Origin of the sequence: Burkholderia sp. Bp9004 (assembly GCF_003858025.1) — a bacterium.
GTDB classification, from domain to species: Bacteria; Pseudomonadota; Gammaproteobacteria; order Burkholderiales; family Burkholderiaceae; genus Burkholderia; species Burkholderia diffusa.
This window is the reverse complement of the sequence record NZ_QTQD01000026.1, coordinates 94,201-118,315: the sequence shown is the minus strand read 5'-3', so window position 1 is coordinate 118,315 and position 24,115 is coordinate 94,201. Positions and strand designations below refer to the sequence as shown.

Sequence of the window (24,115 nt, the reverse complement as noted above, 5' to 3'; positions counted from 1 at the left end):
TTAACAGCTTGCCGCTCTGTTTACAACTCCAACCCTAAAAACAAAAATGCCGTTCAGTTCTTAACTGAACGGCATTACCGCCTAGGCGGGGCTTTTTTGTTTGGGCGCACGGGCCGCACGCACGCGCCGCGACCGTGCTTGCGCGCTTACAGGTAGCTGCAGACGTAGTCGAGCGTCTCGAGCACTTCGATGTCGAAGCGGCTCTTGCCCGGGACCGAGAACGATTCGCCGGCGCCGTAGGTCTGCCAGTCGCTGCTGCCGTCGAGCTTCACACGGCACTTGCCGGCCTGCACTTCCATCAATTCGGGCGCGTCCGTGCCGAAGTTGAGCGCGCACGGCAGGATCACGCCGAGCGTCTTGCGCGTGCCGTCCGGGAAGAGCACGGTATGCGACACGCACTTGCCGTCGAAATAGACGTTCGCGCGCTTGACGACCGATACGTTGTCGAATTGGGTTGCACTGGTCATGTGATGCCTCTGATTGCTGGATGCCGGATGGCGTGTTGTCGGAAGCCGGCCGGGGCGGCAGGCCGGCCGCTATGATACCGGCTCGCGGCGGGCGTGCCGCAAGCGGGGCCGATCGCAGGCGTGCGACCGATAATCAGGATCACTATTCGATGCATTGTGTGGCCCGCATGGAGCATGCTCAACGGAGCCCCTTGCGTCGCGCGGAATCGCGCAGGCAGTCGAGCAGCATTGCCGCAGCCGGCGTGAGCGGACTGTCGCGGCGCGTGACGACCTGCACGGACACGCCGGGCAGCCGCTCGCGGATCGGCAGCACCACGAGCTGGTCGCGCGCCCACTCCCCTTGCAGCAGCTGTTCGGGCATCGACGCGATCAGGTCGCAGCCCGTCATCAGGCTGTGCGCGAGGCCGAAGCTCGGGCATTCGACGACCCGCTGCGGCACCGGCAGCCCGTATGCGATGAACGTGTTGAACAGCACCTGGGTCGAGCTTTCCGGCGACGGATTCATCAGCCAGTCGGCCTCGACGAGATCGGCGAGCGACGTGGCCGACGCGAGTGGATGCCCCTTGCGCGCGACGATCAATGATCGGCTCGCATAGAGTTCCGCGTGATCGAACTCGGCCGCCAGCAGTTCGGGCACGACGACGGCCACCGCGAAATCGAGGGATCCGTCGTGCAGCCGCGGCAGCGCGACGCCCGGAAACCCTTCGATCAGATTGACGCGCGCGACCGGAAAGCGCCGCCGGAACGCGCGAAACGCATCGGGCAGGATCGTCACCGCGGCGGCCGGCGTGATCGCCGCCGCGACCGAGCCCGTCATCGCACCCTGCGCCTGCTCGATGTCGTCGCGCGCACGCTGCATCTCGGCGACGATCAGCCGCGCGCGCACCTGCAACTGCTGGCCGAACGCCGTGAGCTGCACGCCGCGCGCGGTGCGCACGACGAGCGACACGCCGAGCGCGATCTCCAGTTCCTTGACCGCCTTCGTCAACGCCGCCGGCGACACGTTCAGGCGCCGCGCGGCCGCTCGGATGCTCCCTTCGTCCGCGACGGTGACGAACGCTTTCAACTGATGGTATTTCATGGCGGCATGCGTGATTCGTGGAAACCCCCGTGCAGCGCGGCGCATGCAGGCTCAGGGTATTCCCGAGCGGCAACCGGTGGTGTGCACCAAAGCAATTTAGCAGCTTCTGGTGCGCAAAAGAAATTTATATCCTTTACCGTCATATGCGCGTCAAACGTCCACCGGCCCCACAGGAGACACCATGCTGCAAGCCGCGAACCCCGTCATCCCCGGCATCGCCGCGATCGCCCCAGACCTCATCGAAGTGCGCCGCCGCATCCATGCGCACCCGGAACTCGCGTTCGAGGAAACGCTGACGAGCGATCTCGTCGCGGAACTGCTCACCGGCTGGGGCTACGAAGTGCATCGCGGCATAGGCAAGACGGGCGTCGTCGGCGTGCTGCGCGAAGGACAAGGCACGCGCACCGTCGGCCTGCGCGCCGACATGGACGCGCTGCCGCTCGCCGAGGCCACCGGCCTGCCCTACGCGAGCCGCCATGCGAACAAGATGCATGCATGCGGCCACGACGGCCACACCGCGATGCTGCTGTGCGCGGCGCGCCACCTGGCCGCGACGCGCCAGTTCTCCGGCACGCTGAACCTGATCTTCCAGCCAGCCGAGGAAAACTTCGGTGGCGCGAAATCGATGATGGACGACGGCCTGTTCGACCGCTTCCCGTGCGATGCGATCTTCGCGATCCATAACATGCCGGGCCGCGCCGCCGGCGACATGGCATTCCGCACCGGCGCCGCGATGGCGTCGGCCGACCGCGTGACGATCACGCTGCGCGGCGTCGGCGGTCATGGGGCGATGCCGCACTTCGCACGCGATCCGATGTCGGCCGCGGGCAGCATCATGGTCGCGCTGCAGACGATCGTCGCGCGCGAGGTCGATGCGCAGCATGCGGCCGTGATCACGGTCGGCAGCGTGCAGGCCGGCGAGACCTTCAACATCATTCCCGAAACCGTCGTGATGAAGCTGTCGGTGCGCGCGCTGAACGCCGACGTGCGCGCGCTGCTCGCCCGCCGCATCGAAGCGCTCGCGAAGGGCCAGGCGGAAAGCTTCGGCCTCACCGCGGAAGTGGATTACGACTACGGCTACCCGGTGCTCGTCAACCATCCCGAACCCACCGCGTTTGCAGCCGACATCGCACGCCGGATGCTCGGCGCCGAGCGTGTCGAGACCGAAGCCGCGCCGCTGATGGGCAGCGAGGACTTCGCGTTCATGCTCGAGGCGCGCCCCGGCTGCTATGCGTTCATCGGCAACGGGATCGGCAGCAAGGGCGGCTGCATGGTGCACAACCCCGGCTACGACTTCAACGACGACATCCTCGCGATCGGCGCGAGCTACTGGGTCCGCGTCGCCGAAGCCTGGCTCGCGGCCTGACGGCCCTTCATCACGCAGTTCCGCGCTTTAGCGGGGGAACCCCATGGAAACGTCCGCCCTTCCGTTCGCCGGCTCGCCGGCCGATGCCCGCGCCGCCGCGAAGAAACGCCGCCTGATCGCGGCCGCCGCGGTCGGCAACGCGCTCGAGTTCTACGACTTCACGGTCTACAGCTTCTTCGCAATCCTGATCGGCAAGCTGTTCTTTCCGGTCCACTCGTCGTTCGGGCAGCTGATGCTCGCGGTCGCGAGCTTCGGCGTCGGCTTCGTCACGCGTCCGCTCGGCGGCCTCGTGATCGGCATGTATGCCGACCGCGCCGGCCGCAAGAAGGCGATGATCCTGACGCTCTTGCTGATGGCGCTCGGCACCGCGACGATCGCGGTCGCGCCGACCTTCGCGCAGATCGGCATCGCCGCGCCGCTGCTGCTCGTGCTCGCACGCCTGCTGCAGGGGTTCGCATCGGGCGGCGAAGTCGGCGCGTCGACGACGCTGCTGCTCGAACAGGCACCGCAGCACCGCCGCGGCTTCTACGCGTCGTTCCAGTTCTCGAGCCAGGGGCTCGCCGCGCTCGCCGGGGCGCTCACCGGCGTCGCGCTCACGTCGACGCTCAATGCCGCGCAGCTCGAAAGCTGGGGCTGGCGCGTGCCGTTCATCATCGGCACGTTGTTCGTGCCGCTCGGCTACTGGCTGCGCAAGACCGTCGAGGAAGTGCCGGCTGCCGCACCCGCCGCCGCGCATGACGAACCGGTCGCGTCACTGCCGCTCGCCGACGTGCTGCGCCATCACGGGAAGGCTGTGTTCGCGGGCCTCGGCGTGACGATCGGCGGCACGTCGATCCACTACATCATCGTGTTCTACATGGCGATCTACGGCGTGCAGGTGCTGCATCTTCCGACCTGGCTGTCGATGACGGCAGGCTGCGTCGCGGGCGCGATCCTGATGCTCGTGACGCCGATCGGCGGCCACCTGTCCGACGTCTACGGGCGCAACCGAATCGTCTGGTGGACGCGCATCGTGCTGATGGTCGCGATCTACCCCGCGTTCATCGCGCTGAACCGGTGGCCAGGCGCCGCGTCGCTGCTGTCGATCATCGCCGCGCTCTCTGTCGTGCACGCGCTCAACATCGGCGCGACCGGTGCGGTGCTCGGCGAGCTGTTCCCGCGTGCGGTTCGGGCGACCGGCGGTGCGCTCGTCTACAGCGTCGGCGTCGCGATCTTCGGCGGCTTCGCGCAGTTTTTCGTGACCTGGCTGATCGCGGCGACCGGCAACCCGAACGCACCCGCGTGGTATGCGATCGGCTGTGGTGCGATGACGCTGCTCGCCATTCGCTGCATGGACGAGAAGGCCGGGAAGGCGCTCGATTAACTGACAGGCGATGCGCGGCACGTGCGCGGCCGCAACGTCGTCGATCCACCGACCCCGCCGGTTTCGACGGGGTCTTTCCTTTTGTGTGATCGACACTGCTCACATGAACCGGCAGCGTCAGAGGACCGTCCGTCGCCGTAAACGCAACAAGGCACGGGCCACCGTCACCCGTGCCTTGCGTGCGCTACGCCTCGATCAGAACGTATGCATCATCCCGACATACGCGCCCGTCTGCGACTCTCCCGTCATCGGGCTCGTGCCCGACGTCGCGTCGCGCGGCGACGCGAGCAGCGAGAAGTTCGAGTTGCCGCCGTTGCGCACATACGCGACCGTCCCGTACAGGAACGTGCGCTTCGACAGGTTGTACGTCGTACCGAGCACGTACATGATTGCGTGCCCCGACGGATCGTGCGACGCATCGCCACCGCCGTCGCCCACCTTCACGTAATACCCGCCGCCCGTCACGGCCCATTGCGGCGTTGCCGTGTAGGTTGCGCCGAGCCAGTAGTGATCGGCGCGATCGGCGACGCCCGCCGGGCTATCCGGCGCCTGGTAGTGCGTATACGCGCCCTGGATCTTGAACTTCGACACCTTCACGTTCGCGCCGACGAAATACTCGCGTGACGCGGTGAAGATATTGCTGAACTTGCCGTTGTTGTCGCGCAGCTCGTCGTAGATGCCGCGCACGTCGAGCACCGGCGAGTGGTACGAGATCATGATCCCGTCCGAGCGGCCGAAGTCGTCGGCCGCGCCGTAGTTGAAGCCGCGCGACTGGTTGCCGAACGCATATTGCGCCTGCACGTCGAAGCCGCCGATCACCGGGCTGTGATATTCGATGTTGTTGCTGCTCTGCTGCCAGTTGCGGCCGCGCACGAGCGATGCGGACGAAAACGCCTGCTGCACGAACGGATCGAATTCCCACACGCCATCACTGTCGATGAACAGGTTGCGGCCGGCCTGCAGCTGTCCCCACGTGTCGCTCTTCAGCCCGACATACGCGCGGCGCGACCACATGCGTCCGCCGCCCGTCGTGCCGTTCATCACCTGAAACGCGGTTTCCAGGTTGAAGACCGTCGACATCCCGCCGCCGAGATCCTCGACGCCTTTCAGGCCGAACATGCTGGTGCCCCAGTCGCCGCCTTCCGCGCTCCAGCGCGTCGAGCTGCCGTTGGGCGTCGCGATGTGGTTCAGGTATTCGACGCCGCCGTCGATCCGGCCGTACAGCGTCACGCTTGTCTGTGCGAACGCGGCCGCCGGCGTGGCGGCCACGATCAGCCATGCGAAATGTTTGAGTCGCAAAATGTTGCCCCCTCGGAGTCCCGACCGTCCGACACGCGCCCCATGCGCGCGCCGGCGATCCGTTTACCCGCGATCGATCGAAAAACGTCCGGGGCCCGCCGCGCAGAGCGCGAGCAGGCCGCCCGAGATCGCGATGTTCTTGTAGAAATGAATCATGTTGTTCATCTGCTCGCCGCCCGTCATCGTCCAGTAGTGGTGGCCGATCAAGCCGGTGCCGATCGTATACAGCGCAAGCAGCAGCGCGAGCGGCCGCGTCTGGAAACCGACGAGGATCGCGATGCCGGCGAACAGCTCCATCACGACGGAGATTGCCGCCGAAACGATCGGTGCAGGCGCACCCTCGCTTCCCATGAACGCGATCGTACCGGAGAAGTCGACGATCTTCTTCCAGCCGAACATCACGAACAGGATCACGAGCAGGATTCGGGACAGCAGCAGCAGCACATCGCGCTGGGAAGCGAGAAACGGTTGATTCGGTGTCATGGTGTGATCAACGAAAGCAGTGCGCGAACCGCGCGCACCGGATTGCCTGTGAACCGGAACGGGCGGCTGCCGGCCGCCCGCCCCGCTCTGCAACAACCGGCATCGGGGCCCGCCCGATGTGCTGTGCGCCTCCTCTTGTCAGTGTTGCCCTGCTTCGTGCCGCGTCGCGTCCGGCGTCAACGCGCCTTCGCGACGTCCTGCTCGGTCACCTTCGCGGCCGGATTGCCGAACTGGCCGGTCAGGTAGTTCGCCAGCGCGGCGATCTGCGCATCCGACAGCTCGTTGCGGAACGCGGGCATCCCGACGTCCTCGCTGCCGGCCTTGCGCTGCACGCCGTTCAGGATCACCTGCACCAGGTTCGCCGGATTCGACGCGCCGACCGTCGAGTTGTGGAACAGCGACGGGTAATAGCCGTCAGGCGTGCCCTTGCCCTGCATCTGGTGGCACGTCGCGCAGTTGCCGAGATACAGCCGCGCCGGATCGATGCCCGACGATGCGAGCGCCACGCCGCGCAGCTTCAGGCCGTCTTCCGCCGGCTTGCCCCACGACGAGCGCGACTGCTTCGCGTCGCCGCTGGCCACCGCCGGCACCGTGCGGATATACGTCGCGATCGCGCCGATGTCGGCGTCGGTCATCTTCGAGAAGCTGTGCTCGACCGCCTCGGCCATCGGACCGGCCGCCTGCGCGAGGCCCGGCACGCTGCCGGTACGCAGGTACTGGACGAGTTGCTGCTGCGTCCAGCCGCCGATCCCCGCGTTCGGGTCGGACGTGATGTTGTAGCCGTCCCAGCCCGCGAGCACCGAACCCGACAGGAAGCTGCCGCCGGTCTCGTCGAGCGACTTCTCCTGCAGCGCGATGCCGCGCGGCGTATGGCACGTGCTGCAGTGCGCGAGGCCCTGCACCAGGTACGCGCCGCGGTTCCACTCGGCGCTCTGTGCCGGCTTCGGCTGATACGCGCCGTCCTTCAGGAACAGCCAGTTCCAGATCTTCAGCGGCCAGCGCATGCTCAGCAGCGCGGGAATCTCGTTCTTTGGCGGCGTCTGCTTGACCGGTTCGACACCGTGCATGAAGTACGCATACAGCGCCTGCACGTCGTCGTCGTTGATCTTCGCGTACGACACGTAAGGCATCGCCGGGTACAGGTTGTTGCCGTTCTTCGACACGCCGTGACGCACCGCGCGCTCGAAGTCGTCGAACGTCCAGTTGCCGATGCCGGTGTCCGGGTCGGGCGTGATGTTGCTCGTATAGATCTTGCCGAGCATCGGCACCGGCATGCCGAGGCCGCCGGCGAACGGCTTGCCGCCCTTCGCGGTGTGGCAGGCCATGCAGTCGCCCGCGACCGCGAGATATTCGCCGCGCTTGATCTGCACGGGATCGGCCGAGTCGGCCGCGCGCACGAGGCCCGGCAGCGCGAGGCAGCCAGCGAGGAGGAAGGTGAGAGTAGATTTCCGCACGGTCAGACTTCCTTCTTCAGCGTGTCCGACATCCGCAGCGCCAGCGCCGCGATCGTCAGCGTCACGTTCACCGTACCGACGGTCGGCATCGTCGAACTGCTCGAGATGAACAGGTTCGGATGGTCGAACGTGCGGCAGTCCTTGTCGACGACCGAGTCGCGTGCATCCGCGCCCATGATCGTCGCGCCCGTGATGTGGTTGTTCGGCGCGAACTCGTCGTTGAACACGACGTCCGTGCCGCCCAGCACCTGCGCCGCGGTCGCATAGACTTCGCGCGTGTGCACGGCGCCGCGCTTCACGTAGTCGTCGATCGCATAGGTGATTTCCGGGCGCGGAATGCCGATCGCGTCGGTTGCGGTCTTGCTCGGCACGATGCGGTTCTCGGGCTGCGGCAGGATTTCGTGGAAGCAGTCGAACTGCACGTAGCGGGCCGAACGATCGCGGATCTGCGCGTCGAGCTCGTCGGACTTCATCAGCTTGCCGGCCTTGAAGATCTTCTGCGTCTCCTGGTTGATGCGCGACATGTTCGACAGATGGATCTTCTTCGCGGCTTCGGTCGCGCGGAACGGACCGTCGCGGAAACCGATCAGCGACGTCATTTCCTGCGGGCCGCGACCCGGCCACAGCTTCTCGCTCGCATAGAACGACACGCCCGTGCCAGGGTGGTCCATCAGGTTGCGCCCGACCATGTCGGAGCTGTTCGCGACGCCGTTCGGGAAGTCGCGGTTCGCCGACATCAGCAGGATCTTCGGCGTCTCGATGCCGTTCGCGGCGACCACGAAATACTTGCCCTCGACGCGATGGTCGGCGCCCGTCTTGTCCTTGTAGATCGCGGCGACGATGCGCTTGTCCGGACCCGTCTCGAGCTTGTAGACGACCGCGCTGTCGATCAGCTTCGCGCCGGCCTGCTCGGCCTTCTCGACGTGCACGATGCCGTTGTACATCGCACCGATCGGGCAGATCGGCATGCAGTTGTTGTTCCCGCAACAGGTTGGCCGGCCGTCGTACGGACGGCTGTTGCGCGCGACCGGTTCGGTCACCACGTGGAACTTCGGGTCATGGCCGTTGAGCGCGCTCTTGATCGTCTGCTCGTTGAACGATAACGGCAGCGGCGGCATCGGATACGGCTGCTTGCGCGGCGAGTACAGGTCCTCCTCGGGGCCGGGGCCCCACACGCCGAGCTCTTCCTCCGCGCGCTGGTAGTAATGCTCGAGGTCGTCGTACTGGATCGGCCAGTCGCGACCGACGCCGTACACGGTCTTCATCTTGAAGTCGTTCGGGATGAAGCGCCACGCCGACGCGGCCCAGTGCCACGTCGTGCCGCCCACCGCGCGGATGTACTGCGAGTTGAACTTGTGCTCGCCCTTCAGGACCAGGTAGTCGTTCGGCGGGCCGTATTCCGGATGCGGCGCCCACGGGCTCGACGGGTACGGCGCCATGAAGTCCGTCTTGTCGGGCTGGTTGCGGAAGCGTTCGACGATTTCCCAGCGCGGCATGCGCGGGCCTGCCTCGAGCAGGATCACCGACTTGCCGGCCATGGCGAGCTGGTGCGCGACGATCGCGCCTGCGACACCGGATCCGACGACCACGACGTCGGCTTTTTGCGTATCGGTATCGGCCATCAGGCTTGCCTCTCGATCGGTTTTTCGGCCCAGAAGCCGGGTTTGTTGGGGCAATACGAAGGAATCACGAGCGTATCGGATACGACGCTGAACATTAATGCTTCCTCGTACGTAATCACGACGTTGTCGACGATGCCGAGATACCACGCTTCGAGAATCGACAGCGCGGAGGCCTCCTGATCGGGACTCAATGAACCGGACGCGAGCGCGCCGGCGAGTTGCGACAGACCGTCGGCGGTCTTGAACGAGCCCTTCTGCAAGGCCTGCAGGAAGCGGTCGCCGAGCACGCGGCTCAGCCCTTTCTTGCCTGTCAGTGCTTCGGAGAGCGTCATGAACGTATCGAGCGGCGCGGCGCCGGGATTATCGGCCAAGGCTCGCAACGCCAGCGAGCCGGTGAGGCCTGCCGCCGTCAGCGCCAGTGCGCCCTGCAGCCATTGACGCCGCGTGATGCCGGATGCGGCTGCGTCGCGATCGCGACGCGAGTGGGGGGTGTTGTCGTTGTGCATGTTTCCTTCTCTCGAACACCGGATTCGGGAAAACCACGCTTGATATTTCTCAAACTTTCGCGCGGCCCTGAAATGTACGCGCACAATTCGAATTGGACAATGCTTTTATAGTCCAATAAATGTTCCGCAATCCGAGACAATCGACATTTCGCTGCATTTTTGTGTCGTCGACGCGACAATTCTGCTTCGGAATGCCGGCGTGTCGCAAGCCGGCGACACGCCGTCTCCATTCATCCGCTCACATGCGCGTCGGTTAGAATCGCGTGCAATCAAACAGAAAGCTTCCCTCCGAGGGCATCGAGCGATGAAGCAGCACGACAAGCACAACAATACGAATTCAACCCGTCACACCACACGGCTGCTCTGGCGCATCGGCGCGGTCACGGCGCTCGGCGCCGCCGCGGCACTGTCGCTGCATGCGGGCGCCGCACGCACGGTGAGCGTATCGCCGCAAGGCACCGTCACCGAAGTGCGGCAAAGCGTCGTCAAGTTCGACGAACCGATGGTCGCGTTCGGTTCCGCCTCCGCGCCGAGTCCCGCGCGCATGACCTGCAACGACTCCACCGCCGCACGCGGCCAGGGACACTGGCTCGACGACAAGACGTGGGTCTACGATTTCGAGAACGACCTGCCGCCCGGCGTGCGCTGCTCCGTCGCGCTCAACGACACGCTGCGCTCGGTCGCCGGCAACGCGGTCAGCGGCCCGCGCCGCTTCACGTTTCAGACCGGCGGCCCGTTCCCTGTGACAGTGCGTCCCGGCTCGCGCGAGATCGAGGAGCGCCAGGTTTTCGTGCTGAAGCTGAACGGCCCGGCCGAGCCGCGCTCCGCGCTCGCGAACATCTGGTGCGAAGCGGCCGGCATCGGCAACCGCATCCCCGTCACGGCCGCCGACGACGATACCCGCAACGCGCTGCTCGACCACTTCGGACTGAAGAAGGACGCCGCGCGCGTGCTGACGCTGTCGTGCGCGCAGGCGCTGCCCGCGAGCGCGAAGATGCAACTCGTCTACGGCAAGGGCGTCGCGAGCCCGAGCGGCATCGCGAACGACACCGAGCGCCGCTTCGACTTCACCGTGCGCGCGCCGTTCGCCGCGAGCTTCTCGTGCGAGCGCGAAAATGCGAAGGCGCCCTGCACGCCGCTGCGTCCGCTCACGCTGTCGTTCAATGCGCCGATCTCGCGCAAGAACGCCGAGTCGATCAAGCTGCGCGGCCCTGACGGTTCGCTTTCACCGACCTTCGCGGCCGACGATCACAGCGACGAAGTGACGACCGTCACCTTCAACCCGCCGCTGCCCGCGCAGGAGAACCTGACGATCGAGCTGCCGTCCGGCCTGCACGACGTGACCGAGCGCTCGCTCGCGAACGCAGACCTGTTCCCGCTCGCGACGCGCACCGCGCCGATGCCGCCGCTCGCGAAATTCTCGTCGGGCACCTTCGGGATCGTCGAGCGTTTCGCCGAACCGGATACGCCTGCGCTCGTGCCCGTCACACTGCGCAACGTCGAGGCCGACCTGCATGTCGCGGGCCTCAACACGAGCGGCGCGCAATTCTCGAACCTGAAAGTCGACGACGACACCGCGATTCGTCAATGGATGCGCACCGTCGAGCGCTTCGACAACTGGTCGATGACGGCCGGCACGATCGACGAGCGCATCCCGGGCCTGCTCCGTCGCAAGGGCCAGCACCCCGTCTACGTGCCGCTCCAGGCCGGCGAAAAGATGCCCGCGCCGCAGAACCGTCGCATCGACGTGCGCTCGCTGTCGCTGCTCGCCGGAGAGCCGGGTGCGCAGGCACTGACGTTGCCGAAGGCTGATCCGAAGGCGCTGCGTCCGTTCGAGGTCGTCGGCGTGCCGATCGAAAAACCCGGCTTCTACGTGCTCGAACTCGCGTCGCCCGCGCTCGGCCGCTCACTGCTCGCGAAGCCGTCGAGCATGTACGTACGTACCACCGTGCTCGTCACGAACCTCGGCGTGCATCTGAAACAGGGCCGCGAGAACAACCTCGTGTGGGTCACGACGCTCGACAAGGGCAAGCCGGTGCCGAACGCGCGAATCCGCGTGTCGGATTGCAACGGAGACGAAATCGCGTCCGGCAAGACCGATGTGCACGGCCTGCTGAAGATCGACGGTGCATTCGAGCCGAAGCACGAATGCAGCCAGTCGGAACGCTTCGACGACTACTTCGTGTCGGCGCGCGTCGACGATCCAAAGACGGGCCCGGACATGGCATTCGTCAGCTCGAACTGGAACCGCGGTATCGAATCGTGGCGCTTCAACGTGCCGACCGACACCGACAGCGCGCCGACCGTGCGCGCGCATACCGTATTCGACCGCACGCTGCTGCGTGCCGGCGAAACCGTGTCGATGAAACACTTCCTGCGCACCGAGACGCTGCAGAGCCTCGCGTTCCCGGCGCAATACCCGACGCGCGTGACGATCCGCCATCTCGGCTCCGACCAGACCTACAAGCTGCCGCTCACGTGGTCCGCCGACCACAGCGCCGACACGCGATTCACGCTGCCGCCCGCGGCGAAGCTCGGCGAATACAGCGTCTCGCTCGAAGGCGGCCCCGACGATGCACCGACCGCCAGCTACTACAGCGGCAGCTTCCGTGTCGAGGCATTCCGCCTGCCGGTGCTCAAGGGGTCGATCGGCGCGCGCGACGCGCAGAAGAGCCCGCTCGTCGCGGTCAAGGAAGCGCCGCTCGCGGTGCAGATCGACTACGTGTCGGGCGGCGGCGCATCGAACCTGCCCGTGCAGGTGTCGGCGCTGATGAAGTGGGCGTCGCCGCCGTTCGCGGATCGCTTCGAGGACTTCAGCTTCACGCCGTATCGTCCGGAGCGCAGCGACGGCAATGCCGACGACGATGCGCAGGACGGCGACAGCGCATCGGCCGCGAACAACGATCCCGACGCGACCCGGTTGATCGCGGACAAGCTGCCGCTGACGCTCGACCGCAACGGCGCCGGCACCGTCACGCTCAAGGGCCTGCCCGACGTCGACGCGCCGAAGCGCATCGCGCTCGAGGCGACGTTCGCGGACCCGAACGGCGAAGTGCAGACGATCCGCGGCGACACGGTCCTGTGGCCGGCCGCGGTCGTAGCCGGCATCAAGGCCGGCCGCTGGGTGTCGGTCGGCCAGCGCGTGCCGGTGCAGGCGCTCGCGGTCGACCTGCAGGGCAAGCCGCGCGCATCGGTGGCGGTCGAGATCAAGGGCGTCGCGCACATCACGACGTCGTCGCGCAAGCGGATGGTCGGCGGCTTCTACGCATACGACAACAAGAGCGACACGCGCGACCTCGGCGTGCTGTGCTCGGGCAAGACCGACGACAAGGGCCGCATGGCCTGCGACGCGACGCTCGAACAGGCCGGCAACATCCAGTTGATCGCGGTCGCGAAGGACGGCGACGGCCGCACGTCGAATGCGTCGACGTCCGTCTGGGTCACGCGCGAGGACGAACTCTGGTTCGGCGGCGACAACACCGACCGGATCGACGTGATCCCGGAAAAGACGTCCTACGAGGCGGGCGAAACGGCCCGCTTCCAGGTTCGCATGCCGTTCCGCTACGCAACCGCGCTCGTCGCGGTCGAACGCGGCGGCGTGATGGAAACGCACATCGTCGAACTCAACGGCAAGAACCCGACCGTCGACCTGAAGGTCGGCGAATCGTGGGGCCCGAACGTGTACGTGTCGGTGCTCGCGTTGCGCGGCCGAATTCGCGAAGTGCCGTGGTACTCGTTCTTCACCTGGGGCTGGAAGGCGCCGGTCGAATGGGCCCGCGCGTTCTGGCGCGAAGGCCGTCACTATGAAGCGCCGACCGCGTTCGTCGATTTGTCGAAGCCCGCGTTCCGCTATGGCCTCGGCGAGATCAAGGTCGGCACGGGCGTGCATCGTCTCGGCGTGTCCGTGACGACCGACGCGACGCGGTACACGGTGCGCAGCAAGGCGCAGGCGCACGTGAAGGTCACGCTGCCGAACGGCCAGCCGGCGCCAGCCGGCACGCAGATCGCGGTCGCGGCCGTCGACGAGGCGCTGCTCGAGCTGATGCCGAACAACAGCTGGGACCTGCTCGACGCGATGCTGCAGCGACGCGCGTACGGTGTCGAGACGGCCACCGCGCAGATGGAAATCGTCGGCCGCCGCCACTTCGGCCGCAAGGCCGTGCCGGCGGGCGGCGGCGGCGGCAGCTCGCCGACACGCGAGCTGTTCGACACGCTGCTGCTGTGGAACCCGCGCGTGACGCTCGACGCGAACGGCAGCGCGACCGTCGAAGTGCCGCTGAACGACGCGCTCACGCGCTTCCGGATCGTCGCGATCGCGGCGGTCGGCCCCGATCGCTTCGGCACCGGCAGCACGTCGATTCGCAGCACCCAGGATCTGCAGCTGATCTCCGGGCTGCCGCCGCTCGTGCGTGAAGGCGATGCGTTCCGCGCGCAGGTCACGCTGCGCAACACGACCGACCGCGCGATGCAGGTCGTCGTGACGCCGCGCGTGACGGGCCTCGACGTCGCGCCGCAAACCGTGTCGCTCGCGGCCAATGCGGCGACGGAGGTTGCATGGACGATCACCGTGCCCGAGCAGGCGCTCGACGCGGCCGGCGCGCTGAACTGGCGCATCGAGGCGGCCGAGCAAGGAGGCAAGCGCGCGTCCGATGCGCTGGCCGTCGCGCAGAAGGTCGTGCCCGCGCTGCCGGTCACCGTGCAGCAGGCCACGCTCACGCAGGTCGACGGCACGCTGACGGTGCCCGTGTCGGCTCCGGCCGGCGCCGTCAACAACGCACAGGGCGCGCCGCGCGGCGGCATCGCCGTGTCGCTGCAGTCGAAGCTCGCCGACGGCCTGCCCGGCGTGCGGCGCTGGTTCGAGCGCTATCCGTACCGCTGCCTCGAACAGCAGACGTCGCGCGCGATCGGCCTTCATGACGCCGCGCAATGGCAGGCGCTGGTTGCGCGCATGCCGGTGTACCTCGACAGCGATGGCCTCGCGAGCTACTTCCCACCGTCGTCCGACGATGCACACACCGGCAGCCCGACGCTGTCGTCTTACCTGCTCGTGGTCGCCGACGAGGCCGCACGCCTCGACGCGCGCTTCGCGCTGCCGGAAGACCTGCGCACGCAGCTCGAGGCCGGGCTCGCACGCTTCGTCGACGGCCGCATCGAGCGCAACGCGTGGGCGCCGCGCCAGGATCGCGATCTGCGCAAGCTCGCCGCGATCGAGGCGCTGTCGCGTTACGGTGCAGCGCAGGGCCGCATGCTCGGTTCGATCGAGATCGCACCGAACCAGTGGCCGACCTCGGCGGTGATCGACTATCACGCGATCCTCACGCGTGTGAAGGACATCCCGCAGCGTGACGAGAAACGCGCGCAGGTCGAGCAGATCCTGCGTGCGCGCCTCACGTACCAGGGCACGCAGCTCGTGTTCTCGACCGCGCGCGACGACGATCTGTGGTGGCTGATGACGAGCAACGAGACCAACGCCGCGCGTCTCGCGCTGGAATTCGCGGGCGACCCGGCGTGGAAGGACGAGATGCCGCGCATCGCGACCGGCCTCCTTGCGCTGCAACGCCAGGGCGCATGGCAGACGACGACGTCGAACGCGCTCGGCCAGCTCGCGATCGAACGCTTCTCGCGCACCTACGAGAGCACGCCGGTGGCGGGCACGACGAAGGTCGCGCTCGGTGGCAACGAGCGCGCGATTTCCTGGTCGCAGCCGCCGGCGCCCGCCGACGCCCCCGCGTCGGCCACCGCCGCGACCCGCGCCGCCGCCGCGCGCAGCGTGCTGATGCCGTGGCCGCGTGCGGCGCAGGCGCCGGCCACGCTGTCCGTCATCCAGGACGGAACGGGCCGCCCGTGGGCGACCGTCGAAAGCCTCGCGGCCGTTGCGCTGCGCGCGCCGTTCGCGGCCGGCTACCGGATCACGAAGACGGTCACGCCCGTGTCGCCCGCCGTCAAGGGTGTGCTGACGCGCGGCGACGTCGTGCGCGTGCATCTCGACATCGATGCGCAGAGCGACATGACGTGGGTCGTCGTCAACGATCCGATCCCGTCCGGCGCGACGATCCTCGGCTCCGGCCTCGGCCGCGACTCCGAAGCCGCGACGCAGGGCGAGAAATCCCCGGACGGCGCGTGGCCGGCGTTCATCGAACGCGACTTCGACGGCTACCGCGCGTATTACGACTATCTGCCGAAGGGCAAACTCTCGGTCGAATACACGGTGCGGCTGAACAACGTCGGCACCTTCGGGCTGCCGCCGACGCGCGTCGAGGCGCTGTACGCGCCGTCCGTATACGGCCTGTGGCCGAACCCGCCGATGACCGTGAAGCCGGCCGACGCGGGCAAGTAACGAGTACGTGATGATCGATCGTGTATTGCCGCGGCCGGTGCGTTTCGCCGGCCGCGTATTCGTCGCCGTCGTGCTCGCCGCGCCGCTGGTCGCGCACGCGCTGCCCGGCTACGACGACGTGCGCCGCAACTGGCGCAGTTCCGACTGGGTGCTGCTCGCGCGCGACGGCACGCCGCTGCAGCGCACGCGCGTCGACCTCACCGAACGGCGCGGCGACTGGGTATCGCTCGCCGACGTGTCGCCCGCGTTCCGCGAGGCGATCGTCGTGTCCGAGGACAAGCGTTTCTACGAACACAGCGGCGTCGACTGGCGCGGGATCGCCGGCGCGGCGTGGGGCAATCTGTGGAACGAGCGCACGCGCGGCGCGTCGACCGTGACGATGCAGCTCGCCGGGCTGCTCAGCGATTCGCCGCGCCGCTCGGGCCAGCGCTCGCTGCCGCAGAAGGCCACGCAGGCGATGAACGCGCTGCTGCTCGAGCGCGGCTGGCGCAAGGACCAGATCCTCGAGGCCTACCTGAATCTCGTGCCGTTCCGCGGCGAGACGGTCGGGCTCGCCGCGCTGTCGCAGGTGCTGTTCGGCAAGGCGCCGTCCGGCCTCGACGCGCGTGAAGCCGCGATCGCGGCCGCGCTGGTGCGTGCTCCCAACGCGGCAAGCGCGAAGGTCGCCGAGCGTGCGTGCCGGATCCTGCGCGACATGCACGCGGAACAAGCGTGCGCATCGCTCGACGGCTACGTGCAGCTCGTGATCGCACGCCCGGCCAACGCCGTGCGCGACGACGGCGCCGCCCTCGCCCCGCACTTCGCGCGCCGCATCGCGGCCGAAGTCAGACCGGCGGCCGGCGCGCAGGTGCGCACGACGCTCGATGCGCCGCTGCAGCGCTTCGCGCGCGACACGCTGACGCGCGCGCTGACCGAGCTCAACGCGCCCGCGCACCGGCGCAACGTGCAGGACGGCGCGGTCGTCGTGATCGACAACGCGACCGGCGAGATTCGCGCATGGGTCGGTTCGTCGGGGGCGCTGTCGAGCGCGCGCGACGTCGACGCCGTGCTCGCGCCGCGCCAGGCCGGCTCGACGCTCAAGCCGTTCCTCTATGCGCAGGCGATCGACGAGAAACGGCTGACCGCCGCATCGCTGCTCGACGACGCACCGATCAACCTCGCGGCCGGTGGCGGACTCTACATTCCGCAGAATTACGACAAGGATTTCAAGGGCTGGGTGAGCGTGCGCAGCGCGCTCGGCGGCTCGCTGAACGTGCCGGCCGTGCGCACGCTCGTGCTCGTCACGCCGCACCGCTTCGCGCGCACGCTGACCGCGCTCGGCCTGCCGCTGGCGCAGGAAGGCGATTACTACGGCTTCAGCCTTGCGCTCGGCAGCGCGGACGTCACGCTGCTGTCGCTGACCAATGCGTATCGCGCGCTCGCGAACGGCGGTGTCGCGCGCAAGATCGTCGACCTGCCCGCGCCGTCGCCCGCTTCCGGCATATCGGCATCGGGGCGCACGGACAACGGCACGCGCGTATTCAGCGAAGCAGCCAGCTTCGTCGTCACCGACATCCTCTCCGACAACAACGCGCGCGTGCGCACGTTCGGCTTCGACAATCCGCTCGCGACGCGCTTCTTCTCGGCGGTGAAGACCGGCACGAGCAAGGACATGCGCGACAACTGGACGGTCGGCTTCACGTCGCGCTATACGGTCGGCGTGTGGGTCGGCAATGCGGACGGCTCGCCAATGTGGGACGTGTCAGGGGTGACGGGCGCGTCGCCCGTGTGGTCGGCCGTCGTCGGCTACCTGCACCGCGACCTGCCGAGCCGCGCGCCACGTCCGCCGGCCGGTGTCGAAACACGCCGCATCACGTTCGAGCGCGACGTCGAGCCGTCGCGCGACGAGTGGTTCATCGCGGGCACGGCGCTCGACACGATCCGGCTCGCGGCGCCCGTCACGCCGGGCAAGAACGGCGCGCGCGCACCGCTGACGATCGGCGCGCCGACCGACGGCACGATCTTCGCGATCGATCCGGACATTCCGCCGAAGAGCCAGCGGATCTGGTTCGAGCGGTCTTCCGGGCATGCGGCACGGTTCGCGTGGCGGCTCGACGACAAGGTGATCGGGCACGCCGACCGCCTCGCGTGGATGCCGTGGCCGGGAAGGCACCGGCTGGAACTCGTCGACGCGCGCGGCAACGTGGCGGATGCGATCGGCTTCGAGGTGCGCGGCGCGTTCGCGAAGCCGGCCGCGCGTAAGCCCTGAGTGCCCGGGCAGGCCGCTTACTGGCCGGCTGCGTTCGTCTTCGGCGGCTGATTGGAGAAGTCGACGACGGGCGCCGTCGAAATCGCGGATTCGTTCGCGACGCTGAAGTTCGGGCGCGGCTGATAACCGAAGATCCGCGCGATCACGACACCCGGGAACTGGCGGATCTGCACGTTGTACTGCTGCACCGTCTTGATGTAGCGGCCGCGCGCGACCGCGATGCGGTTTTCGGTGCCTTCGAGCTGCGTCTGCAGATCGCGAAACGCCTCGTTCGCCTTCAGCTCCGGATATCGCTCCGACACCACCATCAGCCGGCTCAGCGCGCCCGATAGTTCACCCTGCCGCTGATCGAACGCCGCCAACGCGGCGGGATCCTTTGCCATCTCCGGCGTCATCTGCACGCTGCCCACGCGCGCGCGGGCCGACGCCACCTCGGTCAGCACGCGTTCCTCGTGCGACGCGTAGCCCTTCACCGACGCGGCAAGGTTCGGCACGAGGTCGGCACGACGCTGATACTGGTTCAGCACCTCCGACCACGCCGCGTTGACGTCCTCATCCGACGACTGGATCGCGTTGTAGCCGCAACCGGCGAGCGGCGCGAGCACGCAGCACACGAGCAGGATTCGAAACCATTTCATTGTTTGTAACTTCCGGTTGAACGCTCCGGCTGGAGCGGTAAGTTGAAAAGAAACGTTCGCGCACGCGCCGCGCATGGCGGTTACCAGCGGCCCGATGCCCCGCCGCCGCCGCTCGAGCCGCCACCGCCGGTGAATGAGTCGGACGAACTGGAACTGGAGCTGGACGAGCCCGAGCCGGACGATGGCCATTTGAAGGACGAAGACGAAGACGAGGACGTGGAGCTGGATGACGACCCATCGCTGCCCGTCAGTTTTTCGACGATCCACAGGATCGCCACCACCACGCAGAAGACCGCCACCAGAACCTCGCCGGGCGAATATCCCATCAGATGCCCGATCCCGATCAACGCCAGCAACGTCCCGCCGATGATCGCCGTATTCTTGCGCACGCGTGCCGAGCGAACGACGCCGATACCGAGCAGCCACGCACCGACACCGATGCTCGTCGGGACGATCGCCAGCGCACCGAGGATCGCTTCCAGATCGCCTCTGAAAATCGCGCCGACCGGCAACATCGCAGCCGGCACGATCGTCGCGACGAGGAAGCTGGCCGGCAACATCACCTGCCAACGCAGCTTGCGCCATTCGGTGACGACACCCAGCGTGACGCCGGTCAGCCCGAGCAGCAACCAGAACAGGAAGCTCCCGACGTCGTCGGGGGGAGTCTCCGGCAAGCCGTTCGACAGCCGCCTCGCATCGCCGGACGTCGCACGCCGAGCGTCCTCGTCGGGCAGTGCGCTATCCGACGCCGCCATTTGCGGCGGCGTCATCTCCCGCACCAGTGCATCGACCGTATCGCTCACGCCGGCTTCGATACGCTTCTCGCGAAACGCCGGCACGATGCGCTCGCGGATGATTCGCCCTGCGACGATGTCCGGAATCGCGCCTTCGAGGCCGTATCCGACCTCGATCCGGACGGTGCGATCGTTCAGTGCGGCGACCAGCAGCAAACCGTTGTCGATCTTGCTCTCGCCGAGACGCCATTTCTCGAACACCGTGGTCGCGAACTGCTCGATGGTTGCGTGGCCGGTCGACCCGACCAGCAGGATCGCCATCTGCACGCCGAGCCGGCGCTCGAGATCGGTGAGACGGTCGGTCAATTCGGACGCACAGGCGACACTGAGCACGCCCGTCATGTCGGTCACGCGGCCTGTCAGCGGCGGCGCCGCTTCGGGGTCGTGGGCCACGGGATAGGAGGCTGCGGCAGCCACGTTCGTGCAGGCCGACGGCGCATTGGCTACCGACGGAATCGCGCCATCGCCGGCGTCGGCCGGGGCGGCGAAGGCCGGGACGCAAAGGAACGCCGCGCCGGCCAGCAGCGCGGCGGCCACCGCCGCGTTGCCGATGCGGGCCTTGCCGCGGATACGCGCGGGTCGCACCGCGTCGCGGGGCGTGCATGCCATCGATGCCGGATCGCCCTCGCAATCCGGGAGGCTTGACCGCCCCATCAGTCGTTTCAGGTTCATGTCGGAAACGGCGCACCAGTTCCGTCGGGAACGGCGCGTTCTCTCGTCGTTTTTTAATCGTCCCGCAGCATAACCAATTGCGAAGGGAATCGAAAGGTTCAGGACCCGGCACGTTCGGCCGCGTCCCGTCGGGAAAACGGGCAAGCACCGACGGGATTCGAGACATAAAATAGGAGCGGCACCGCCCCGCCGGCGCCCACCGGTTGCTTCACTCGCCCAAAGGCCCGCGACCATGAACCTTCGCCACCCGCGCTTCATCCGCCCCGCGCTGGGCACCGCCTGCGTCGCCGCCGTCGCGGCACTTGCAGGCTGCAACGGCGACGCCTGCTTCGGCGTCGATGTCTGCTTCAACAACACCAACACGCAGACCATCGCGCTGTCCGGCACGGCCGCCACGGGCGCCGCGCTCGCGAGCGCGTCGGTGACGGTCAGTTGCGCGCAAGGCTCGGCGACGACGCTGACCGACGGCGGCGGCAACTACCGCGTGACGGTCAACGCCGTGCTGCCGTGCGTGATCACCGTCGCATCTAGCGGCACGAGCCTGCATTCGCTCGCCTACGCGGGCGGCACCTTCAACACGACGCCCGAGACCGAGCTGATGCTCGTCTATCTGGCCGCGCAACTCGGCACCAACACGGCCGGGTTGATCGGCAATTTCCAGGGGAATGCGCACTTCCAGAGCGTAATGGGCAGCCCGGGTGCGGTGCAGTCCGCGCAATCGGCGGTCGTGACGAATCTGCAGCAGCGCTATTCGGTCACACTGTCGACACCGGCCTTCCTGACGACGCCGTTCGTGGTCGGCCAGCCGGGCGTCGACAGCGATCTAGACGCGCTGGCCAAGGCCGGCGCGATCGATTCGAACGGAATGCCGGATCCGGCCGCGATTTCGCTGCTGGCGCAGGCGGGCGCGGCGCAGCCGCTGTGAGCGGCCGGCGTGCCGTTGCGGCACGCGTTCACGCGGCCTATATGGCTTACGCGGCTTCCCCGCGCCCGCACGCCACGCTCGCGGCCTGCTGCTGCGTCAGGTAGCGCAGCAGCTTCGTCACCATCCACACGACGATAAACGACAGCGCGACGAAGAACACCGCGAGCGGCGTCAGCACCTGCACCGACACGAAACCGGCGAGGCCCATCATCGCGGACGACACGAGCAGCAGCGCACACCCGAGGATCGCACTCGTCAGCCCCGCGATATGCGGAAACAGCGAATTGCCCTTGGCCATCAGCGTCGGATACATCGCGCCCGCGCAGAAGCCCATCACGAGCACCGGCGTCGCGAGCGTCCACACGCGCAGGCCGACGGTCAGCGCCAGCACGAGCATCGCGACCGCCGCGACCGCCATCACGCGTGCGCCGATGCGCAGCCGCTGCTCGGCACTCGGCAGCCCGCGCCCGTGAATCCGGTTCGACAGCCCGCCGAGGAAATACATCAGTCCGATCCCGAGCGCGAGATAGCCGAAGAAGGTCGGCGGCTTGTGCAGCGTGGTCTGCACCATGAACGGCCCGACGATGTTGAACACCAGCAGGATGCTGTAGCACAGCCCTTGCGCGAGGAAGCAGCTCTGGAACACCGGGCTCGCGAGCACCTTGCCCGCGTTCGCCATCAGCGTGCGTGGCTCGAGATGGACCGGTTTCGGCAAGGTTTCGCGATAGCGCCACAGCAGCGCCCACATCACCAGCGAGTACACCAGCAGGAACACGAGGCACGCGCGCCAGCCGAACCATTCCTGAAGGTGCGCGCCGATCACCGGCGCGATGATCGGCGCGAGCCCCCATGCGATCGACATGTACGTAAACGCATGCATCAGCGCCTGGCCCGAGAATGAGTCGGTGATGATCGCCTTCGCGAGCAGGTTCGTGGTCGCGATCCCGAAGCCCTGCAGGCAGCGCGCCAGCACGAATGTCTCCAGGTTCGGCGCGCCGAGCGACAGCAGGCAGCCGATCGTGTAGATGACGAGCCCGAACGCAAGCACGCGCTTGCGCCCGTACGCATCGGCAACCGGGCCGAAGATCAGCTGGCCGAGCGCGTAGGCGGCCATGTAGCCGGAGACGCTCGACTGGATCGCCTGCGGCGTGGTCGCGAACGAGCGCGCCATATCGGGCAGCGCGGGCACGTAGATGTCGATCGCGAGCTGGCCGGCGGAGGCGAACAGGCAGATCAGGAACAACAGGAAGCGCGGCGAGTTCGATTCGCGCGCGGGTGTGAGCGAGGCGTTCATGACAACCGGGAAAGGTTCGGACGGCGGCGACACGCGCCGTGCTGTTCGAACAACGAACAACGGTGCGCGGCGAAGTGCGTATTGTGCCTGTTGTTGCGCAGCGCGACAGGAATCCCATGGCGCGGGCACGGTTGAATGCCGATTTCGGCACAGTCTCCGCCTGACAGGCCGGCAGCGCCCGGGCCGGAAATCAGGTCTGACGCACACTTTCGCCGCGCCAGCGAGCGCACCAGAAACGGAAACCGCCGGCATCTGCCGGCGGCTTTTCATGTGCGATGCAATACCACGACGACGCTTCGATCAGTATTGCGCCTGATCCGTCGGATTCCTGAACAGCTGCTTCATCTCCGGCGACAGCGGATAATTGAGGCTCACGCCCTTCGGCGGAATCGGCTGCATGAACCACTGGTCATAGAGCTTCTCGGCCGCGCCGGAGGTCTGCATCTTCGCGATCACGCCATCGACCACGCGCTTGAACGCCGGATCGTCCTTGCGCATCATGCACGCGTAGTTTTCGTGAACGAGCGGCGTGCCCGTCACCGTGTACGCACCCGGATTGCGGTCCTTCGCGATCTCGCCGTACAGCAGGGGCTCGTCCATCACGAACGCGACCGCGCGCCCCGTCGTGACGTTCATGAACGCTTCAGCGTGGTCCTTCGCGCTGATGATCGTCATGTTCATCCCCTTCTCCTCGTTGAGCTTGCGCAGCAGGCGCTCGTCGGACGTGCCGGCCGTCGTCGCGACCGTCTTGCCGGCCAGGTCCGTGAAGTCCTTCACACCCGAATCCTTGCGCGTGCTGAAGCGGATCCCGTACAGGAAAATACTGTTCGAGAACGCGGCCTGCTTCTGCCGCTCCAGCGTGTTGGTCGTCGACCCGCACTCGAAGTCGATCGTGCCGTTCTGCAGCAGCGGAATCCGGTTCTGCGACGTAATCGGGATTTCCTTCACCGTCAGGTTCGGCGTCTTCAGCTCGGCCTTGAGCGCATCGATGATGCGCGCCGCGATGTCGCGCGAGTAACCGATGTTCTTCTGTTGGTTGTCGGAATACGAGAACGGCACCGACGATTCGCGGATACCCAGCGACACGATGCCCGTGTCCTTGATCTTCTTCAGCGTGCCGGTGAGCGCCTGCGCATGCGCAGGCGCGGTGCCCGCCAGCGCGCAGGTCAGCGCGACGGCCAGCCAACGGAAGCGGCGATCCATGCTTTTCTCCTGACGAAACGTTGATCGAATCGCGATCGTACGCCTGACAAAATTCGCACCTCATCGGGGAAAGCGCCAAACACCATCGTCGAGGCCGCGCCGCGAACAATCGTTTCCGTGGCGCGCAAAAGCGCCCGCGCCGCACGTTTCGCCCGATCAACCGCCTGCGATCTTGCGCCACGTGAACAGATCATCCGTTCCAAACGCGCGTTCATGCTGCGATACAGCAAGGCAATCGTTTGCGTTTCGCACTTTTTCACCCGAAAGCATATTCAAGAAACCGCCTCATCAGCCGTTACCCAATGCATGGCGCGTCGCAGCAGTCCCGTGCACGCCCGATAAAAAACAGGTCCGGTTTACGCC

General features: G+C 67.1%; 18 protein-coding genes. 6 read left to right on the top strand and 12 right to left on the bottom strand.

Translation table 11 applies throughout. The features are described 5' to 3' along the window. Window positions 1-146: 146 nt before the first annotated feature. Complete coding sequence (locus DIE08_RS25380; protein WP_124623015.1) at window positions 147-467, bottom strand: pyrimidine/purine nucleoside phosphorylase; 321 nt, start codon at window positions 465-467, stop codon at window positions 147-149. 178 nt (window positions 468-645) lie between these two features. Beyond that, entirely contained in the window at window positions 646-1,548 is a 903-nt protein-coding gene (locus DIE08_RS25375) for a LysR substrate-binding domain-containing protein (protein WP_059607242.1), read from the bottom strand. Between the two features lie 181 nt (window positions 1,549-1,729). On the opposite strand from DIE08_RS25375, the gene DIE08_RS25370 reads away from it, so the two are divergent. Continuing rightward, window positions 1,730-2,914: a M20 aminoacylase family protein gene (locus DIE08_RS25370; RefSeq protein WP_124623017.1), complete on the top strand. Its 1,185-nt coding sequence runs from the start codon at window positions 1,730-1,732 to the stop codon at window positions 2,912-2,914. Between the two features lie 43 nt (window positions 2,915-2,957). Next, window positions 2,958-4,277: an MFS transporter gene (locus DIE08_RS25365; RefSeq protein WP_124904181.1), complete on the top strand. Its 1,320-nt coding sequence runs from the start codon at window positions 2,958-2,960 to the stop codon at window positions 4,275-4,277. Window positions 4,278-4,472: 195 nt separating this feature from the next. On the opposite strand, the gene DIE08_RS25360 is transcribed toward DIE08_RS25365, so the two are convergent. The 5 genes from DIE08_RS25360 to DIE08_RS25340 form a co-directional block, all read right to left on the bottom strand. Beyond that, a complete protein-coding gene (locus tag DIE08_RS25360) occupies window positions 4,473-5,576 on the bottom strand; it encodes a porin (RefSeq protein ID WP_059533872.1) in 1,104 nt (367 codons plus the stop codon). Window positions 5,577-5,639: 63 nt separating this feature from the next. After that, window positions 5,640-6,059 carry a DoxX family protein gene (locus DIE08_RS25355; RefSeq protein ID WP_059607238.1) on the bottom strand — a complete coding sequence of 140 codons (420 nt, stop codon included), beginning with the start codon at window positions 6,057-6,059 and terminating at the stop codon, window positions 5,640-5,642. Window positions 6,060-6,235: 176 nt separating this feature from the next. Continuing rightward, window positions 6,236-7,513 (bottom strand): cytochrome c, encoded by a 1,278-nt coding sequence (locus DIE08_RS25350; RefSeq protein ID WP_124904179.1) that lies wholly within the window; start codon window positions 7,511-7,513, stop codon window positions 6,236-6,238. A gap of 2 nt (window positions 7,514-7,515) precedes the next feature. Beyond that, window positions 7,516-9,135, bottom strand: a complete 1,620-nt coding sequence (locus DIE08_RS25345) for a GMC family oxidoreductase (RefSeq protein WP_059607234.1) — start codon at window positions 9,133-9,135, stop codon at window positions 7,516-7,518. Then, window positions 9,135-9,641 (bottom strand): sugar dehydrogenase complex small subunit, encoded by a 507-nt coding sequence (locus tag DIE08_RS25340; protein WP_124904177.1) that lies wholly within the window; start codon window positions 9,639-9,641, stop codon window positions 9,135-9,137. The genes DIE08_RS25345 and DIE08_RS25340 overlap by 1 nt, the downstream gene beginning before the upstream one ends. A 304-nt stretch (window positions 9,642-9,945) precedes the next feature. On the opposite strand from DIE08_RS25340, the gene DIE08_RS25330 reads away from it, so the two are divergent. Beyond that, window positions 9,946-15,978 (top strand): alpha-2-macroglobulin, encoded by a 6,033-nt coding sequence (locus tag DIE08_RS25330; protein WP_124904175.1) that lies wholly within the window; start codon window positions 9,946-9,948, stop codon window positions 15,976-15,978. Window positions 15,979-15,988: 10 nt separating this feature from the next. Then, complete coding sequence (pbpC, locus tag DIE08_RS25325) at window positions 15,989-18,226, top strand: penicillin-binding protein 1C (RefSeq protein ID WP_124904173.1); 2,238 nt, start codon at window positions 15,989-15,991, stop codon at window positions 18,224-18,226. A 17-nt stretch (window positions 18,227-18,243) separates the two neighbouring features. Here pbpC and DIE08_RS25320 read toward each other — a convergent pair whose 3' ends face one another. Beyond that, the gene (locus DIE08_RS25320) at window positions 18,244-18,864 is read right to left on the bottom strand and encodes a LemA family protein (RefSeq protein ID WP_059684713.1); all 621 of its coding nucleotides are present in this window, start codon (window positions 18,862-18,864) and stop codon (window positions 18,244-18,246) included. An 80-nt stretch (window positions 18,865-18,944) separates the two neighbouring features. After that, window positions 18,945-20,474 (bottom strand): YgcG family protein, encoded by a 1,530-nt coding sequence (locus DIE08_RS25315; protein WP_185715893.1) that lies wholly within the window; start codon window positions 20,472-20,474, stop codon window positions 18,945-18,947. 88 nt (window positions 20,475-20,562) lie between these two features. Between DIE08_RS25315 and DIE08_RS25310 the strand changes: the two genes are divergently transcribed. Then, window positions 20,563-21,255, top strand: coding sequence for a hypothetical protein (locus tag DIE08_RS25310; protein ID WP_124904169.1), 693 nt, complete (start codon window positions 20,563-20,565; stop codon window positions 21,253-21,255). 46 nt (window positions 21,256-21,301) lie between these two features. Here the strand turns inward: DIE08_RS25310 and DIE08_RS25305 are convergent, their stop codons facing one another. Beyond that, entirely contained in the window at window positions 21,302-22,549 is a 1,248-nt protein-coding gene (locus tag DIE08_RS25305; RefSeq protein ID WP_124904167.1) for a multidrug effflux MFS transporter, read from the bottom strand. A gap of 38 nt (window positions 22,550-22,587) precedes the next feature. Here DIE08_RS25305 and DIE08_RS36295 point away from each other — a divergent pair, with 38 nt between their 5' ends. Continuing rightward, window positions 22,588-22,713, top strand: coding sequence for a hypothetical protein (locus tag DIE08_RS36295; protein ID WP_260436561.1), 126 nt, complete (start codon window positions 22,588-22,590; stop codon window positions 22,711-22,713). A 136-nt stretch (window positions 22,714-22,849) separates the two neighbouring features. Here DIE08_RS36295 and DIE08_RS25300 read toward each other — a convergent pair whose 3' ends face one another. Continuing rightward, window positions 22,850-23,752 carry a glutamate/aspartate ABC transporter substrate-binding protein gene (locus DIE08_RS25300; RefSeq protein ID WP_124904165.1) on the bottom strand — a complete coding sequence of 301 codons (903 nt, stop codon included), beginning with the start codon at window positions 23,750-23,752 and terminating at the stop codon, window positions 22,850-22,852. Then, window positions 23,716-24,012, bottom strand: coding sequence for a hypothetical protein (locus DIE08_RS25295; RefSeq protein WP_124904163.1), 297 nt, complete (start codon window positions 24,010-24,012; stop codon window positions 23,716-23,718). The genes DIE08_RS25300 and DIE08_RS25295 overlap by 37 nt, the downstream gene beginning before the upstream one ends. Window positions 24,013-24,115 lie beyond the last annotated feature (103 nt).

What these genes read in the sequence shown, in the direction of transcription:
- DIE08_RS25380 (WP_124623015.1), bottom strand. Translation starts at nt 467, where the DNA reads ATGACCAGTGCAACCCAATTCGACAACGTATCGGTCGTCAAGCGCGCG.
- DIE08_RS25375 (WP_059607242.1), bottom strand. Translation starts at nt 1,548, where the DNA reads ATGAAATACCATCAGTTGAAAGCGTTCGTCACCGTCGCGGACGAAGGG.
- DIE08_RS25370 (WP_124623017.1), top strand. Translation starts at nt 1,730, where the DNA reads ATGCTGCAAGCCGCGAACCCCGTCATCCCCGGCATCGCCGCGATCGCC.
- DIE08_RS25365 (WP_124904181.1), top strand. Translation starts at nt 2,958, where the DNA reads ATGGAAACGTCCGCCCTTCCGTTCGCCGGCTCGCCGGCCGATGCCCGC.
- DIE08_RS25355 (WP_059607238.1), bottom strand. Translation starts at nt 6,059, where the DNA reads ATGACACCGAATCAACCGTTTCTCGCTTCCCAGCGCGATGTGCTGCTG.
- DIE08_RS25345 (WP_059607234.1), bottom strand. Translation starts at nt 9,135, where the DNA reads ATGGCCGATACCGATACGCAAAAAGCCGACGTCGTGGTCGTCGGATCC.
- DIE08_RS25340 (WP_124904177.1), bottom strand. Translation starts at nt 9,641, where the DNA reads ATGCACAACGACAACACCCCCCACTCGCGTCGCGATCGCGACGCAGCC.
- DIE08_RS25330 (WP_124904175.1), top strand. Translation starts at nt 9,946, where the DNA reads ATGAAGCAGCACGACAAGCACAACAATACGAATTCAACCCGTCACACC.
- pbpC (WP_124904173.1), top strand. Translation starts at nt 15,989, where the DNA reads ATGATCGATCGTGTATTGCCGCGGCCGGTGCGTTTCGCCGGCCGCGTA.
- DIE08_RS25320 (WP_059684713.1), bottom strand. Translation starts at nt 18,864, where the DNA reads ATGAAATGGTTTCGAATCCTGCTCGTGTGCTGCGTGCTCGCGCCGCTC.
- DIE08_RS25310 (WP_124904169.1), top strand. Translation starts at nt 20,563, where the DNA reads ATGAACCTTCGCCACCCGCGCTTCATCCGCCCCGCGCTGGGCACCGCC.
- DIE08_RS25305 (WP_124904167.1), bottom strand. Translation starts at nt 22,549, where the DNA reads ATGAACGCCTCGCTCACACCCGCGCGCGAATCGAACTCGCCGCGCTTC.
- DIE08_RS25300 (WP_124904165.1), bottom strand. Translation starts at nt 23,752, where the DNA reads ATGGATCGCCGCTTCCGTTGGCTGGCCGTCGCGCTGACCTGCGCGCTG.